This is a genomic window from Pseudarthrobacter kochi (assembly GCF_055412805.1).
The window spans coordinates 118,570-131,988 of sequence record NZ_JBVAYV010000005.1; the positions used below are offsets into that span (position 1 = coordinate 118,570).

At 67.9% G+C, this 13,419-nt stretch carries 16 protein-coding genes; 13 read left to right on the forward strand and 3 right to left on the reverse strand.

The annotated features are described in order from the left end of the window. The first annotated feature begins 4 nt into the window (after window positions 1-4). The 11 genes from ACZY0Y_RS04640 (at window position 5) to ACZY0Y_RS04690 (ending at window position 9,902) form a co-directional block, all read left to right on the forward strand. The gene (locus ACZY0Y_RS04640) at window positions 5-565 is read left to right on the forward strand and encodes a (2Fe-2S)-binding protein (protein WP_463956954.1); all 561 of its coding nucleotides are present in this window, start codon (window positions 5-7) and stop codon (window positions 563-565) included. Next, window positions 562-2,955 (forward strand): aerobic carbon-monoxide dehydrogenase large subunit, encoded by a 2,394-nt coding sequence (locus ACZY0Y_RS04645; protein WP_463956955.1) that lies wholly within the window; start codon window positions 562-564, stop codon window positions 2,953-2,955. The genes ACZY0Y_RS04640 and ACZY0Y_RS04645 overlap by 4 nt, the downstream gene beginning before the upstream one ends. Before the next feature lies 1 nt (window position 2,956). Then, a complete protein-coding gene (locus ACZY0Y_RS04650; protein ID WP_463956956.1) occupies window positions 2,957-3,877 on the forward strand; it encodes an XdhC family protein in 921 nt (306 codons plus the stop codon). Continuing rightward, complete coding sequence (locus ACZY0Y_RS04655; RefSeq protein ID WP_463956957.1) at window positions 3,861-4,511, forward strand: nucleotidyltransferase family protein; 651 nt, start codon at window positions 3,861-3,863, stop codon at window positions 4,509-4,511. The genes ACZY0Y_RS04650 and ACZY0Y_RS04655 overlap by 17 nt, the downstream gene beginning before the upstream one ends. Further along, window positions 4,508-5,434 carry an AAA family ATPase gene (locus tag ACZY0Y_RS04660; protein WP_463881322.1) on the forward strand — a complete coding sequence of 309 codons (927 nt, stop codon included), beginning with the start codon at window positions 4,508-4,510 and terminating at the stop codon, window positions 5,432-5,434. The genes ACZY0Y_RS04655 and ACZY0Y_RS04660 overlap by 4 nt, the downstream gene beginning before the upstream one ends. Further along, on the forward strand, window positions 5,431-6,708 hold the full coding sequence (locus ACZY0Y_RS04665; RefSeq protein WP_463956958.1) for a vWA domain-containing protein: 1,278 nt from the start codon (window positions 5,431-5,433) through the stop codon (window positions 6,706-6,708). The genes ACZY0Y_RS04660 and ACZY0Y_RS04665 overlap by 4 nt, the downstream gene beginning before the upstream one ends. Then, window positions 6,708-7,523, forward strand: a complete 816-nt coding sequence (locus ACZY0Y_RS04670) for an SRPBCC family protein (protein WP_463956959.1) — start codon at window positions 6,708-6,710, stop codon at window positions 7,521-7,523. The genes ACZY0Y_RS04665 and ACZY0Y_RS04670 overlap by 1 nt, the downstream gene beginning before the upstream one ends. Then, window positions 7,516-8,643 (forward strand): XdhC family protein, encoded by a 1,128-nt coding sequence (locus ACZY0Y_RS04675; RefSeq protein WP_463881328.1) that lies wholly within the window; start codon window positions 7,516-7,518, stop codon window positions 8,641-8,643. The genes ACZY0Y_RS04670 and ACZY0Y_RS04675 overlap by 8 nt, the downstream gene beginning before the upstream one ends. Before the next feature lie 10 nt (window positions 8,644-8,653). Next, window positions 8,654-9,025: a DUF5134 domain-containing protein gene (locus tag ACZY0Y_RS04680; protein WP_463956960.1), complete on the forward strand. Its 372-nt coding sequence runs from the start codon at window positions 8,654-8,656 to the stop codon at window positions 9,023-9,025. A gap of 11 nt (window positions 9,026-9,036) precedes the next feature. After that, window positions 9,037-9,192 (forward strand): hypothetical protein, encoded by a 156-nt coding sequence (locus ACZY0Y_RS04685; protein ID WP_463956961.1) that lies wholly within the window; start codon window positions 9,037-9,039, stop codon window positions 9,190-9,192. A gap of 89 nt (window positions 9,193-9,281) precedes the next feature. Continuing rightward, window positions 9,282-9,902 carry an L-threonylcarbamoyladenylate synthase gene (locus ACZY0Y_RS04690; RefSeq protein WP_160666076.1) on the forward strand — a complete coding sequence of 207 codons (621 nt, stop codon included), beginning with the start codon at window positions 9,282-9,284 and terminating at the stop codon, window positions 9,900-9,902. A gap of 14 nt (window positions 9,903-9,916) precedes the next feature. On the opposite strand, the gene ACZY0Y_RS04695 is transcribed toward ACZY0Y_RS04690, so the two are convergent. Further along, window positions 9,917-10,204: a hypothetical protein gene (locus ACZY0Y_RS04695; RefSeq protein WP_463881333.1), complete on the reverse strand. Its 288-nt coding sequence runs from the start codon at window positions 10,202-10,204 to the stop codon at window positions 9,917-9,919. Window positions 10,205-10,959: 755 nt separating this feature from the next. Here ACZY0Y_RS04695 and ACZY0Y_RS04700 point away from each other — a divergent pair. Then, a complete protein-coding gene (locus ACZY0Y_RS04700; protein WP_463956962.1) occupies window positions 10,960-11,307 on the forward strand; it encodes a hypothetical protein in 348 nt (115 codons plus the stop codon). Window positions 11,308-11,658: 351 nt separating this feature from the next. Here ACZY0Y_RS04700 and ACZY0Y_RS04705 read toward each other — a convergent pair whose 3' ends face one another. Then, the gene (locus ACZY0Y_RS04705) at window positions 11,659-12,060 is read right to left on the reverse strand and encodes a VOC family protein (RefSeq protein ID WP_463956963.1); all 402 of its coding nucleotides are present in this window, start codon (window positions 12,058-12,060) and stop codon (window positions 11,659-11,661) included. A 220-nt stretch (window positions 12,061-12,280) separates the two neighbouring features. On the opposite strand from ACZY0Y_RS04705, the gene ACZY0Y_RS04710 reads away from it, so the two are divergent. Next, the gene (locus ACZY0Y_RS04710) at window positions 12,281-12,637 is read left to right on the forward strand and encodes a DUF2975 domain-containing protein (RefSeq protein WP_463956964.1); all 357 of its coding nucleotides are present in this window, start codon (window positions 12,281-12,283) and stop codon (window positions 12,635-12,637) included. A gap of 106 nt (window positions 12,638-12,743) precedes the next feature. Here the strand turns inward: ACZY0Y_RS04710 and ACZY0Y_RS04715 are convergent, their stop codons facing one another. Continuing rightward, window positions 12,744-13,319 carry a hypothetical protein gene (locus ACZY0Y_RS04715; protein WP_463956965.1) on the reverse strand — a complete coding sequence of 192 codons (576 nt, stop codon included), beginning with the start codon at window positions 13,317-13,319 and terminating at the stop codon, window positions 12,744-12,746. Between the last annotated feature and the right edge of the window lie 100 nt (window positions 13,320-13,419).

The window sequence follows — 13,419 nt, forward strand, 5'->3', positions numbered from 1 at the left end:
GCGGATGCAGATCAGCATGACCGTCAACGGCAACGAAGTCACGTCCGACATTGAGCCCCGTGTGCTCCTGGTCCACTACATCCGCGAGGTCCTTGGCCTGACCGGCACCCACTGGGGCTGCGACACCACAAACTGCGGGACCTGCGTGGTCCTGATGGACGGCCAGCCGGTGAAGTCCTGCACGGTCCTCGCGGCGATGGCCGCAGGCCACGACATCCGCACGGTCGAGGGGCTGGCCACCGGCGCAACCCTCGACCCCGTCCAGCAGGGCTTTATGGAGGAGCACGGGCTGCAGTGCGGCTTCTGCACCCCCGGCATGATGCTGACCGCCCGTGCCCTGCTCGACAAGAACCCGCACCCGGACTCCACCGAGATCCGGCAGGCCATTTCGGGCCAGATCTGCCGGTGCACCGGCTACGCCACGATCGTCCGGTCGGTGCAGTGGGCGGCAGCCCACCCGGCCGGCGGCGACAGTGACGCCACGGCAGACGAGGCCATCGACGGCACGGACACCGTGGTTGAGGACATCGCAGCGCAGACACAGGACGCAGAGGTGAAGGCATGACCGTTATCCACGAACGGCCCAGCAATCCGGCGGCCGGCGACGCGGACCGCCCGATCGGCTACGGCCGGATCCAGCGCAAGGAAGATCCGCGCTTTGTCCGCGGCAAAGGCAACTACCTCGACGACATCGTCCTGCCCGGCATGCTGCACGGCGCCATCCTGCGCGCCCCCGTGGCGCACGCCCGGCTGGTGTCCATGGACACCACCAATGCCCTCGCCCACCCCAAGGTCCTCGCCGTCATCACCGGGAAGGACCTGCTTGGACTCAAGCTCGCGTGGGCCCCCACCCTCTCCGCGGATGTCCAGGCAGTCCTCGTAACGGACAAGGTCCGCTTCCAGGGCCAGGAGGTCGCCTTCGTCGTGGCCGAGGACCGCTACGCCGCCCGCGACGCGTTGGAACTGATCGACGTCGAATACGACGTCCTGCCCCCGGTGATCGACGCCCGGAAGGCCCTCGACGCTGACGCCCCCGTGATCCGCGACGAGATCGAGGGCCGGACGGACAACCACATCTTCGACTGGGAAATGGGCGACAAAGCCGAAACCGAAGCCGTCTTCGCGAGCGCCGACGTCGTTGTCTCCCAGGAGATCGTCTACCCGCGCGTGCACCCCGCCCCGATGGAGACGTGCGGCGCAATTGCCGACTTCGACGCCGTCGACGGCAAGCTGACCCTGTACGAAACCACGCAGGCCCCGCACGCCCACCGCACCCTGTTCGCGATCGTCGCCGGGATCCCCGAGCACAAAATCCGCGTGGTGTCCCCGGACATCGGCGGCGGCTTCGGCAACAAGGTCGGCATCTACCCCGGCTACATCCTCGCCGTCGTGGGCTCGATCGTCACCGGCCGGCCGGTGAAATGGGTGGAGGACCGCTCCGAGAACCTGATGTCCACCTCCTTCGCCCGGGACTACATCATGCAGGGCGAGATCGCGGCGACCAAGGACGGCAAGATCCTCGCGGTGCGCACCAACGTCCTCGCAGACCACGGCGCGTTCAACGCCACCGCGCAGCCCACCAGGAACCCGGCAGGCTTTTTCTCTATCTTCACCGGAAGCTATGACCTGAAAGCCGCGTACTGCTCCGTCACAGGGGTCTACACGAACAAGGCACCCGGCGGCGTCGCCTATGCCTGCTCGTTCCGCGTCACGGAGGCCGTCTATCTGGTCGAGCGGATGGTGGACATCCTGGCCCGCAAGCTGGAGATGGATCCGGCGGAACTGCGGTTGAAGAACTTCATCAAACCCGAACAATTCCCGTACGCCAACAAGACTGGCTGGGTGTACGACTCCGGCAACTACGAGCCAGCGATGCGGCTGTCCATGCAGCTGGCCGGCTACGACGAGCTGCGCCGCGAGCAGCAGGAGAAGCGGGCGCGCGGTGAACTCATGGGGATCGGCATCTCGTTCTTCACCGAGACCGTGGGCGCCGGCCCACGCAAGCACTTCGACATTGTCGGCCTCGGCATGGCCGACGGCGCCGAACTGCGGGTCCATCCCACGGGCAAGGCCGTCGTCCGGCTCTCGGTGCAAAGCCAGGGCCAGGGCCACGAGACCACCTTCGCGCAGATCGTCGCCGAGGAGCTCGGCATCCCGCCCGAGGATATCGACGTCGTCCACGGCGACACCGACCAGACACCGTTCGGCCTTGGCACCTACGGGAGCCGCTCGACGCCGGTGAGCGGCGGCGCCGTCGCCCTCGTTGCCCGCAAGGTGCGGGAGAAGGCGAAGCTGATCGCCGCGGCCATGCTGGAGACGCGGCCCGAGGACCTTGAATGGGAGAAGGGCCGCTGGTTCGTCAAGGGCGATCCCAGCGCCGGGAAGACCATCGCCGAAATCGCCATGGCGGCCCACGGCACCATGACGCTGCCCGAGGGGGTCGACGGCAACCTCGATGCCGAGGTCACCTACGACCCGCCGAACCTGACGTTCCCGTTCGGCGCCTACATCTGCGTGGTCGACATCGATCCGGGCACCGGGCACGTCAAGGTGCGCCGCTTCATCGCGGTGGACGACTGCGGCACCCGGATCAATCCGATGATCATTGAGGGCCAGGTGCACGGCGGCCTGACCGACGGCGTCGGGATGGCCCTGATGGAGATCATCGAGTTCGACGCCGACGGCAACTGCCTGGGCGGGTCCTTTATGGACTATCTGATCCCCACCGCGATGGAGGTGCCGGACTGGGAGACCGGCTTCACCGTCACCCCGTCCCCGCACCACCCCATCGGGGCGAAAGGCATCGGCGAGTCCGCCACCGTCGGTTCACCGCCGGCGATCGTGAACGCCGTCGTCGACGCCCTGGCCCCCTACGGGGTGGTCCACATGGACATGCCCTGCACACCGGCCCGGGTCTGGGCGGCCATGCAGGGCCGGGCAAGGCCGCCGATCTGACATGACACCGATTGGAGAGTCCCTTGCGGCCCGGGCGAACGACCTCGCGTCCCGCCGCGAGCCGTTCGTGCACGCCACGGTGGTCCGCGCCCAGCACCCCACCAGCACCCACGCCGGGGACACAGCCCTGATCCTGCCCGGCGGAGAGATCCTGGGCTTCGTCGGCGGGAACTGCGTCGAGTCCTCGGTGCGGGAGTACAGCCTGCAGGTCCTGGCATCGGAGGAACCCCTGCTGCTGCGCGTTGTCCCCGGCGAGCCGTCCCGCAGCGTCGAGGAAGGCGCGGTTGAGGTGTCCAATCCCTGCCTCAGCGGCGGGGCGATCGAGATCTTCCTGCAGCCGCGCATCCCGGCGCCCCGGGTTTTGGTAGTCGGCACCACGCCCGTGGCCCAGGCGCTGGAGACCCTCGGCTCCGGGGTCGGGCTGGCGGTGGAACTCACTGACGGGGAAGCAGCGGCCCCGCGGTCCGACGATGCGGCGCTGATTGTGGCCTCGCACGGCAAGGCGGAGGAAGCCGCACTCGAGGCCGCCCTGCGCGCCGGAGTGCCATACGTCGCGCTGGTAGCCAGCGGGACGCGAGGCGCCGCGGTGCTGGAATCCCTCGACGTCGACCCCGCACAGCGCTCGCGCGTGTTCACCCCGGCAGGCCTGCAGCTGGGCGCCCGCACCCCCGGTGAGATCGCGCTCTCGATCCTGGCCCAGCTCATCCAGGAACGGGCGAAGTCACGGCACCCGGCCCCGGCAGCCCCGGCGACGGCAGCGGCAGCCCCGGCGACGGCGATCGACCCCGTGTGCGGCATGACCGTCGCGGCGGTGGACTCCTCGATCCACCTCGAGCACAACGCTGTGACCGTCTACTTCTGCTCGCCCGGCTGCCGGGCCGCCTTCCGCAAAGATCCGGAGCGCTATGCCCTCACTCTCTGAACGCCTACCCTCGCAGCACCGAACGGCGGGCCTGGTCCTGGCGGCCGGGGCGTCGCGGCGCCTGGGCCGGCCCAAGCAGCTGCTGCCCTTCGGCCGCGGGGTACTCCTCGACGCCGTGCTGGCCGCCGCCCGGGGCTGCGGCTTTGACCAGACGGTGCTGGCCTTGGGAAGTTCAGCCGCGGAAGTCCAGCGCACGGTCGACACCACCGGCTGCGAGATTGTGCTCAACCCGGACTTCGGAGAGGGCTGTTCCTCCTCCATCGCCGCCGGTGTTGCCGCACTCCACCCGGATACGGACGCCGTTGTCCTGCTGCTCGGTGACCAGCCGGGCGTCCGTTCCGTCGACGCCCGCGCACTGCTGGAGCTCCTGTTCCGGGGCGAGGCAACCAGCGGGCGGGATGCCCCTGGGATCGCCGTCTGCCGGTACAGCGACGGCGTCGGCCATCCCCTGGCGTTCACCCGCCGGATGCTCCCGGAGCTGGCCGCCCTGCACGGCGACAAGGCAGTCTGGAAGCTGCTGGAGCAGCGGGCGGCCGACGCCGTCGAACTTCGCGTCCCGGGCCCCGTGCCGCTGGACGTCGACACGGACGAGGACTACCGCCGTGTCCTGGCGGGGCTGGCGGGCGCGCTGTGAACACTGCTGCGGCGCGCACCGGCGCGGAGACGGATGTGCAGCGCAGGGTTCCCGACGTCCCGTCCCTGATCTCGGCGCTGGACAGCGGTGACTACCTGGCCGACGTCGGACTGGCTACAGCACTCTTCCTGGCGGTCCGGCTCCCGCAACCCCTTTTGCTGGAGGGCGAGGCGGGCGTCGGCAAGACGGAGGCGGCGAAGGCCCTGGCCCTGCTGCTGGATACGCCGCTGTACCGGCTGCAGTGCTACGAGGGAATCGACGCCGGCGAGGCCCTCTACGAGTGGAACCACCAGCGGCAGCTGCTCGGGATCCGGCTGGCGGAAGTCCGGGACGCCTCGGTCACCGAGACCGACCTCTTCGGCCCGGAGTACTTGCTGCGCCGGCCGCTGCTGCAGGCGATCGAACATCCCGGCCCGCGCCCCGCGGTCCTCCTGCTGGACGAGATCGACCGGGCCGACGCCGAGTTCGAGGCGTTCACGTTCGAACTGCTCGCCGAGGCCGCAGTCACCATCCCGGAACTGGGCACCATCCGGGCCACCCATCCCCCGATCGTCATCCTGACCTCCAACCGGACGAGGGACCTGCACGATGCCCTGACCCGGCGCTGCCTCTACCACTGGATCGACTACCCGGGACCTGAGCGGATCGCGGAAATCGTCCGACGCCGCGTGCCCGCCAGCAGCGGACCGCTGGCCCTGCAGGCCGCCGCGGTGATCACCAGGCTGCGCTCGCTGGACCTGGCCAAGCCGCCGGGGATCTCCGAGGCCATCGACTGGGTGTCCGCCCTCGCCGTGCTCGGTATCGGGCACATAGACGCCGCGACGGCGGACCAGACCCTCGGCTCGATCGTCAAGAACCGCGACGACCTGGAACTGGTCGGCGCCCGCGGGGCGGACTGGCTCGTGGCCGGCACGGGCGGGTGACCCCGTTGATGGCCGGGACCGCGCAGGGTACCGCGGCCGCTCACCCCGCGGTGGAGGCGGCCGCCTTGTCCGCGGCATTCATCACCGTTTTGCGCCGGGCCGGGCTGTCGTGTTCCCCGGACCGGGCAGTCCGGCTGGCCGAAGCCCTCCGCCTGATCCCACCAGCCGACGTCGAAACGCTGTACTGGGCATCCCGGGTGGTGCTGGTGTCAGCGCACGGGCAGCTGCCGGTGTTCGACGCCGTCTTCGCCGCGGTGTTCCGCGGCGGCTTTGACCCCGTCGCGCCGCCACGCACAGCTCCGGCCCCGGCCGCGTCACCGCCCGCAGCCCCTGAAGAAGCACGCACCAGGCCCTCACCCGCCGAGGACCGCGCCCCCGGGCAGGGACCGGCGCACCCGCGGACGGCGCCGGCGGTTGCCTCTGCGGGACCGGAGAGCAGCAGGGACGAGGAGACCCCGGAACGGGAGGCCGTACTGGCTATGGCCTCCGCCGAGGAACGCCTGCACCGGATGTCGTTCGCGCAGCTCACCGAGGCTGAGGTCCTGGAGATCAGGCGGCTGGCGTCCCGGCTGCTGCTCGCGACACCAACCCGCTTGAGCCGCCGCACCCGCAAGTCCGCCCACAGCAGCGCCCGCCTGGATGTCCGCGCCACGGTCCGCGCGGCGCGGCGCTCCGGCGCCGACACCACCCGGCTGCTGTACGCCCGGCGCCGCGAGCAGCGCCGCAAGCTGGTGATGCTGTGCGATGTCTCCGGGTCCATGGAACCGTATGCGCGGATCTTCGTCTCGCTTCTGCAGGGAGCGGTGGCCACCGCCGGCGCCGAGGCCTTCGTCTTTTCCACCCGGCTGACGCGCCTGACCCGGCAGCTGGCGCTGCGGGATCCGGACGAGGCGCTGTCCCGTGCGGCAGAGGCAGCGCCGGACTGGGCCGGCGGCACCCGGCTTGCCGACAGCATCCGGCACTTCGTCGACGAACACGGCCGCCGCGGACTGGCCCGCGGCGCGGTGGTGGTGATCTTCTCGGACGGCTGGGCCCAGGAGGACCCCGACCAGGTCGCGGCCCAGATGGCGCGGCTGCGCCGACTGGCCCACCGGATCGTCTGGGTCAATCCACGCAAGGCATCCCCGGGCTACCGTCCACTGGCGGGCGGCATGGCGGCGGCCCTGCCATACTGCGACGCTTTCGTCAGCGGACACAGCTACACGGCTTTGGCAGAGGTGGCAGCCGCAATCCGCGGCGACGGCCAGTCATCACTCAAGGGAAGAGGGAACTAATGCAGATCGACAGCACTTTCTCGGTCGTCGCACCGATCGACACCGTCTGGGACACCATCATGGACTTTGAACGGGTGGCCGGCTGCGTCCCCGGCGCCAGGATCCTGAACAAGCTTTCCGACGACGCCTACCAGGTGGGCATGACCGTAAAACTGGGTCCGGTCAACATGCAGTACAAAGGGCTGCTCAACGTCATCGAGCGCAACGCCGCTGAACACCGGGCCGTTCTCGGCGGCAAGGCCCAGGAGACCCGCGGCCAGGGCACCGCCGACGCCACGGTGACCCTGCTCCTGACGGAAGAGGCAGGCGGCACCACCCGCGGCACCGTCAACGCCGAGCTGTCGCTTTCCGGCAAAGCGGCCGCGATGGGCAAGGGCGTGATCGGCAGCGTGACCGAACAGATGATGGCCCTGTTCGCCAGCAATCTGCAGGCCATGATCACCGCGCCGGGTGCCCCCGGCACCGTTCCAGCGGGCGGTTTGCCCGGTCTCGATGCGGAGGCGGAAGCGCAGGCGGCCGCGGCCAAGGTCTCCGGAGCGACCATACCGGCCCCGGCGTCAGAACTTCCGGGCCTTCCGCCGGGTGCTGTGCCCGCCGCGGCCCGGCCGTCCCCCGCGCCCGCACCGGCATCCGCGCCCGCCGGCAGCCTGGACGCCCTCAGCCTCGCCAAGGGGATCGCGGCCGAGCAGCTCTCCAGCCCCGTGAAGGTCCTGGCGCTCGTGGCGGTCGTGGCATGCGTCTCCTACTGGGCCGGCCGCCTGTCCGCCTTCCGGCTGATCCGGGCGATGGGAAGGCTGAAGTTCGACCGTGCGTGATGTCCTGGCAGCCATGATGCCGGGCTGGCACAAGGGTGACACCGCCGGCCTGGCCACCGTGGTGAGCACTTTCAAGTCAGCCCCGCGCCTCCCGGGGGCGTCCATGCTCGTCACCGCCGAGGGGGAAGCCGTCGGATCGGTTTCCGGCGGCTGCGTCGAGGGCGCCGTGTACGAGCTCGCCACGCAGGTCAAGGACGACGGCATCCCGGTCCTGGTGCGCTACGGGATCAGCGACGACGACGCGTTCGCCGTCGGCCTGACCTGCGGCGGGATCATCGACATCTTCGTGGAGCCGGTATCCCGGCAAGCCTTCGCCGAACTCGACGCCGTCCGGCAGGACATCGCCGACGGGCGGCGGGTTGGGGTTGCCACGGTGATCGAACACCCGGACAGCAGCTGGCTGGGACGGCACCTGATCGTGCGGCCGTCGGACTTCGAGGGCGACCTCGGATCCGAGCGGGCCAACCTCGCCGTGGGCGACGACACCCAGGGCCTGCTCGCCGCGGGCCGCTCCGGCATCCTGAGCTACGGTCCCGACGGGGAGCGGCTGGACGCCGGGATGCGGGTCTTTTTCACGAGCTACGCCCCGCCGCCGCGAATGCTCGTCTTCGGCGCCATCGACTTCGCCTCAGCGCTGGCCCGGCTGGGCACCTTCCTCGGCTACCGCGTCACGGTGTGCGATGCCCGGGCCGTTTTCGCTACCCCGGCGCGGTTTCCCGATGCCGCGGAGGTCGTCAACGCCTGGCCGCACCGCTACCTCGCCGAGCAGTTGGACAAGGGCCTGGTGGATGAACGCACCGTCATGTGCGTCCTCACGCACGATCCGAAGTTCGACATTCCGCTGCTGGACGTTGCCCTGCGCGGCCGGCCGATCGCCTTCATTGGTGCCATGGGCTCGCGCCGGACCCATGCGGACCGGATCGCGAAGCTGCGGGAGGCGGGCCTGGGCGAGGACGCCTTGGCGCGGCTGCACAGCCCGGTGGGCCTGGACCTTGGGGCCCGGACCCCCGAGGAGACCGCGGTGTCCATCGCGGCGGAGTTCATCGCCAAGCAGTGGAGCGGCAGCGGGGAGCCCCTGCGGCAGCTCGACGAGCGGATCCACCACGACGAGCAGCAGTGACAGGGCACCGTTGATCGAGAATGATCTCCTGCGCTGGGGGCTGGTGGCACCGCTGCTGGCAGCGTCGCTCTACGCGGCGTTCCGCGCGTTCCGTGCGGGCCGCACGTCGCCGCCGGATATCCGGGCCGGTTTCGGACTCCATGCCGCCATGATGACGGCCATGGTGCTGATGCTCGTCCCCGGACTCCAGTGGCCCGCACTGCCCCAGGTGTTCGTCTTCGGCCTGGCCGCCTGGTGGTTCGTCCTCCGCGCCGTCTCCCGGCGCCCCGTGCCCCATTGGTGGCCGCCCGTGCACGTTCCCGGGCCGCCCGTTCCCGAAAGACCCGGGCACGGCCGCCCTGATGGCCAGTCGGCCGCGGCGGCTTGCTCTACCACGCGCTGACCATGGCCGCCATGACGTATATGCCCGCGGCCATGGATGTCCGCAGTGCCCACGGCCCGGAAGCTGCCGGCGTCGAGGCTGCCGGCATCCTGGGCCAGGCGGCGCACCACGCCGGGGCCCCACTGGCAGGGGCCTGGAACTCGTGGGGGCGGCCTCGATGGCAGTGATGTTCGCGGCGCTCGCGGCGTGACGCCGCCGCGGGGCTCAAGTTAGCCGGACAGCCCGGGCGGGCCGCCGTCGGGCGTAAGCTCGTCCCATGGCGAGATACTTCGATGTTCACCCCGAAAACCCCCAGGCCCGCTCCATCAGCCAGGCCGTGGAAATCGTCCGTTCCGGCGGCCTGATCGCCTATCCCACCGACTCCTGTTACGCCCTCGGAGCGCAGATCGGGAACAAGGAGGCGCTCGACCGGATCAGGGCCATCCGCCATCTCGATGCCAAACACCACTTCACACTGGTCTGCAAGGACTTCGCCCAATTGGGTCAGTTTGTGCAGATCGACAACGATGTGTTCCGGAGCATCAAGGCTGTCACTCCCGGAAGCTACACCTTCATCCTGCCTGCCACCAAGGAGGTTCCCAGGCGGCTGCTGCACCCGAAGAAGAAGACAGTAGGCGTGCGCATCCCCGACAACCGGGTGGTCCAGGCACTGCTGGCAGAACTGGGCGAGCCGCTGCTCTCCAGCACCCTGTTGCTGCCGGACGAGGAGGAACCGCTGACCCAGGGCTGGGAAATCAAGGAACGGCTGGAGCACGTGGTGGACGCCGTGATTGATTCCGGGGACTGCGGCGCGGAGCCCACCACCGTGATCGACTACTCCAGCGGCGTGGCCGAAGTCGTCCGCCGCGGCATGGGCGACCCGTCCCGGTTCGAATAGGCCCTTCCGGGACCCTACGCGGACGCGGTTGCGGTTGACCCCGCGGTGTCCGACGCCCGGTTCCGCAGCCAGCGGCGTGACAGGTCCATTGCCGCGATGATTCCCGCGAGCGGCGTGAGCACGGCCGCGGCGTAGACGAACAGCAGCCAGGTGAGCGTGGTCAGCAGCGTCTGGTGGTCGCTCAGAAGGGACAACCCGCCGAAGAGCCCGAGGCCCCAGAACAGGGCCACTCCGGCCAGCACGGTCGCGGCGGGAAAGTACTCGCTCGTGACAACGCTTTTCACAATACTCAAAGTTTTCATGGACCCTCCTCATGCCTGGCGGAGGAAAGAGTCCGCCGGGGTCATTCCAAGTATGGGGCCCGCGAGGCTGGGAATTTCGACGAAATCCCAGCACGTGACGAAGCTAACTTTGCTGCCCCGGCACGACGGCGACATCTGCCGCACCACTCGGCAGGACCGGGACCGCCGAGTGGTGGTCCGAAGCCACGGCACTTGCCTCGTTTGTCTCAGCGTCCGATCAGGAGGGACTCCTATATGCGGCGGACCAGGGCTTGGCTCCGGCGGCGGAGTCCTCATTCCTGAGCGGGCCACGCTCGGGAGCGGACACCGGCTGGGGCCACATGCACGCGGGGAACCTGACCTCGTTGCGGACGGACCAGAAGCAGGCCGCCGGCCGGTCCGGCAGGAGTACTTCGTCAGCTTCTGCGCTCACTGAAATCAACGGTTCGGCGGCTTGGACAGCGGCAACTCCGAAAAGCGTATCGGAAGCTCGCGCCAGCGGTCCTCGCCACTCCTCGAAGTGCGAATGCGAGCCAGCGGCGGCGGGAGACTCTGGCAACGATATGGGGACGAATATCGGATGGGTGTATTCGCTCGATGCCAACCCCACCAATAATGAGGAAATGCAGCTCACTCCGAGGTGTCGAGTTCGAATTAGCAGCATGCGTTGTCCGGTAATCATTGCGGTCGGCACCGTCCTGCTAGTGGGTGCTGCATCCGGTTGCGCTTCTTCCTCAGGGAACGGCGAGCCGCCATGTTTTCCACCCGCCTTTTCTGTGAAGCCGACCACTGCGAAAGCCGGCGAGAGTGTGACGGTCACCGCGCCGGATGCTGACTGTAAGCCCCGCTACGGCGACCACGCCCGCATCCAAGTGGCCGTCAACGACGCAACCAGCAGGATGGTCATCGACGCAACGACCCCCATGAACGACGATGGCGGGTTCACCTACACCTTTGAGGTCCCCTCTCAAATGGCAGTCGGCGATGGGGCGGTCACGGCCGTCCCGTACAACATCGACTGGTGCGATGACACGGGCAGGAACCATCGTGCCGATGGAGCGGCTGTTACTCTCCAGCGGGCATCGTGTGTGATGCCAACGAAGCCACTGACCATCACCCGTTAGGGACGCTTCGAGTAGCTCTCTGGAACCTGCGGGGTGGCAATACCAGAGGAGGTCCTGTTCATTCAGGGAACGGAGGCGCGGGGAAGTCCGGACACCCGAATCGACGAGCTCACGCAGTTGGCGGGCGGCGGTGCGTGGCTCTTTGGAAGCGTCTCCCAACTGGTCCGCAACGTCCGCTTTTCCTCGAGCCTGAGGTCCAGCCGACCTGCCGTTGACCGTCTCCCGCACAATGTCGAGATGGCCGGCGTACACGGAAGTCTAACCAAGTACGCGAAACACGATCCAGTCCGTCGACGGTTCGGAACACATGCTGGCGTTCGTTCGCTAACTGTGCGAGCAGCTGTGCTTCGCTCAGGTGCCGGGTTCGTATCCGATGAGCCAGTGAAGTCCGTGACGATCTATGACCTGGCCGTCCGAAGCGCCCCAAGGCTTCGGAGCAAGGGGGTCCACCACCCGGCCGCCGACGGCAAGTTTGTCGAACCACTCATGGAGAACTGAGGGCTCGGCGGTCCCCAGCAGGGAGAGCATGACACCTTCGAGCCGGACACTTTTCTGGCCTGCGGCCGCGTCCGATCCCGCCAAAGCAACAAGGCCGTTGAGCATTCCGTGCGCTATAGCGTCTGGGGGGCCGTCGCTGCGACTGAAGTCATCATATGTGTGCAAGGAGAGCTCTCCGCCGAAAACGTCCGCGTAGAAGCCGAGCGCTTCACGCGCTGTGCCCGGGAAACTGACATAGATCTGCGGCGCCGTCATGTGCACAGCATACAGACACCGCCCACCCACAGCTCCGTTAACACGACAAAGCTGTATGGTGCGCCAGCTTTTCGTTCATCATTGCCGTCAGGGTGAGTTGAGGCCAAGAGTTCATAGCAAGTCCGTCGAATTCGTGGGGCGAGAATCAGGATCAGCAACGAATGTCCATCTCCACAATTCCCCGGGTGCCGGAAGGTTCCTCCCCTCCGCAGTGGAGAGTGTGGTTGCTGTTTTCCCGGAGGTCGAGCCACTCACGGTTCCCGCCATGGTCTGGGGAATCTGCGCGCTTGCCTGCTGGCAAGCCATTGCCGCCATTGGACTGCGGCTTGTCATACGCGCCCGCGACCACAGATTGGATTCATCCGCCGACAAATGGCTGCGCGCGATGGTGGGTTGTCTCCTCGCCTTCATCGTGCTCGTCGTGGCAGCCTTCATCGCGCTGAACGTGCTGGGGTACACGACCCCTGGGGTGATGCTTGGACTCATCGCCGGAGGGTTAAGCTCTCTGATCGCAGCGTGCTCTCTCGTACTTTTTCTCGGGTCCGGGCCACCAATGCGGCAGTTTTCGCACACTTGACCGCAACGTGTATGGGTAACTTGCGGAGTAGTTTTTGAACGAATAGCTCTACGAAAGGGAACGGAGATCCCCGGAAGGGAACCTCGGCGGCTTGTCGGTGCTTTTGTCAGCCAGCGGGGCGCTGGTCGGAGTGGATCCTCACCGTGCCTGCGCCGCAGCTAAGTACAAGCGCTTCGCCGGAAGTTTCGAGGCGGCAGTTCTCGCTGGTGATGGTCCCCGGGCCGGAGAGCTCTGGCGCTTCCCTGTACCACCTGTAGTGGAAGGCATCGAATTCCGTGTAGATATGGATGACATCGCCGTCGAATTGATCCTGGGTGACGATGACCGAGCGCCCATCCGGGGCCACTTCACGGATATTAGTCCCGAAGCTGAGGAGCAACGAGAACAGCAGAAACAGCCCTATGAACGGGGCTGCGGCAACGGCGGCAACGGTTGTAGCCCACCCTGTCGTCACTCGCAGCCAGCGGCGGTTCACGCGGCGAATCAGCGACGGAAGCAGGAGGAGAATCCCGGCACAGCCGACCAGGCCGCCGACCACATACGTCAGGCCAACGACGGCGCTCCCGTCGATCCCCCAGAAGAAGATGAGCCGCTGACCATCGGGAGCCAGCGGATGTGCCGAGAAGTAGAAGGTCACCCACGTGTAGATGGTGGCAGTAAAAATGAGCAGGGCTGTACCCAAGATCTCCCTACGTCTCATGTTGCGTTGTCCCCCAAATCGGCCCGCCCCGGGTGCATGCTAACCCAGAGCACAGTAAGGGTTGGGGCTGAATTCTGCGCCG

Bases quoted from the DNA above. Each gene is read 5' to 3' on its own strand.
- ACZY0Y_RS04640 (WP_463956954.1), top strand. From the start codon at position 5: ATGCAGATCAGCATGACCGTCAACGGCAACGAAGTCACGTCCGACATT.
- ACZY0Y_RS04645 (WP_463956955.1), top strand. From the start codon at position 562: ATGACCGTTATCCACGAACGGCCCAGCAATCCGGCGGCCGGCGACGCG.
- ACZY0Y_RS04650 (WP_463956956.1), top strand. From the start codon at position 2,957: ATGACACCGATTGGAGAGTCCCTTGCGGCCCGGGCGAACGACCTCGCG.
- ACZY0Y_RS04655 (WP_463956957.1), top strand. From the start codon at position 3,861: ATGCCCTCACTCTCTGAACGCCTACCCTCGCAGCACCGAACGGCGGGC.
- ACZY0Y_RS04670 (WP_463956959.1), top strand. From the start codon at position 6,708: ATGCAGATCGACAGCACTTTCTCGGTCGTCGCACCGATCGACACCGTC.
- ACZY0Y_RS04685 (WP_463956961.1), top strand. From the start codon at position 9,037: ATGACGTATATGCCCGCGGCCATGGATGTCCGCAGTGCCCACGGCCCG.
- ACZY0Y_RS04690 (WP_160666076.1), top strand. From the start codon at position 9,282: ATGGCGAGATACTTCGATGTTCACCCCGAAAACCCCCAGGCCCGCTCC.
- ACZY0Y_RS04695 (WP_463881333.1), bottom strand. From the start codon at position 10,204: ATGAAAACTTTGAGTATTGTGAAAAGCGTTGTCACGAGCGAGTACTTT.
- ACZY0Y_RS04705 (WP_463956963.1), bottom strand. From the start codon at position 12,060: ATGACGGCGCCGCAGATCTATGTCAGTTTCCCGGGCACAGCGCGTGAA.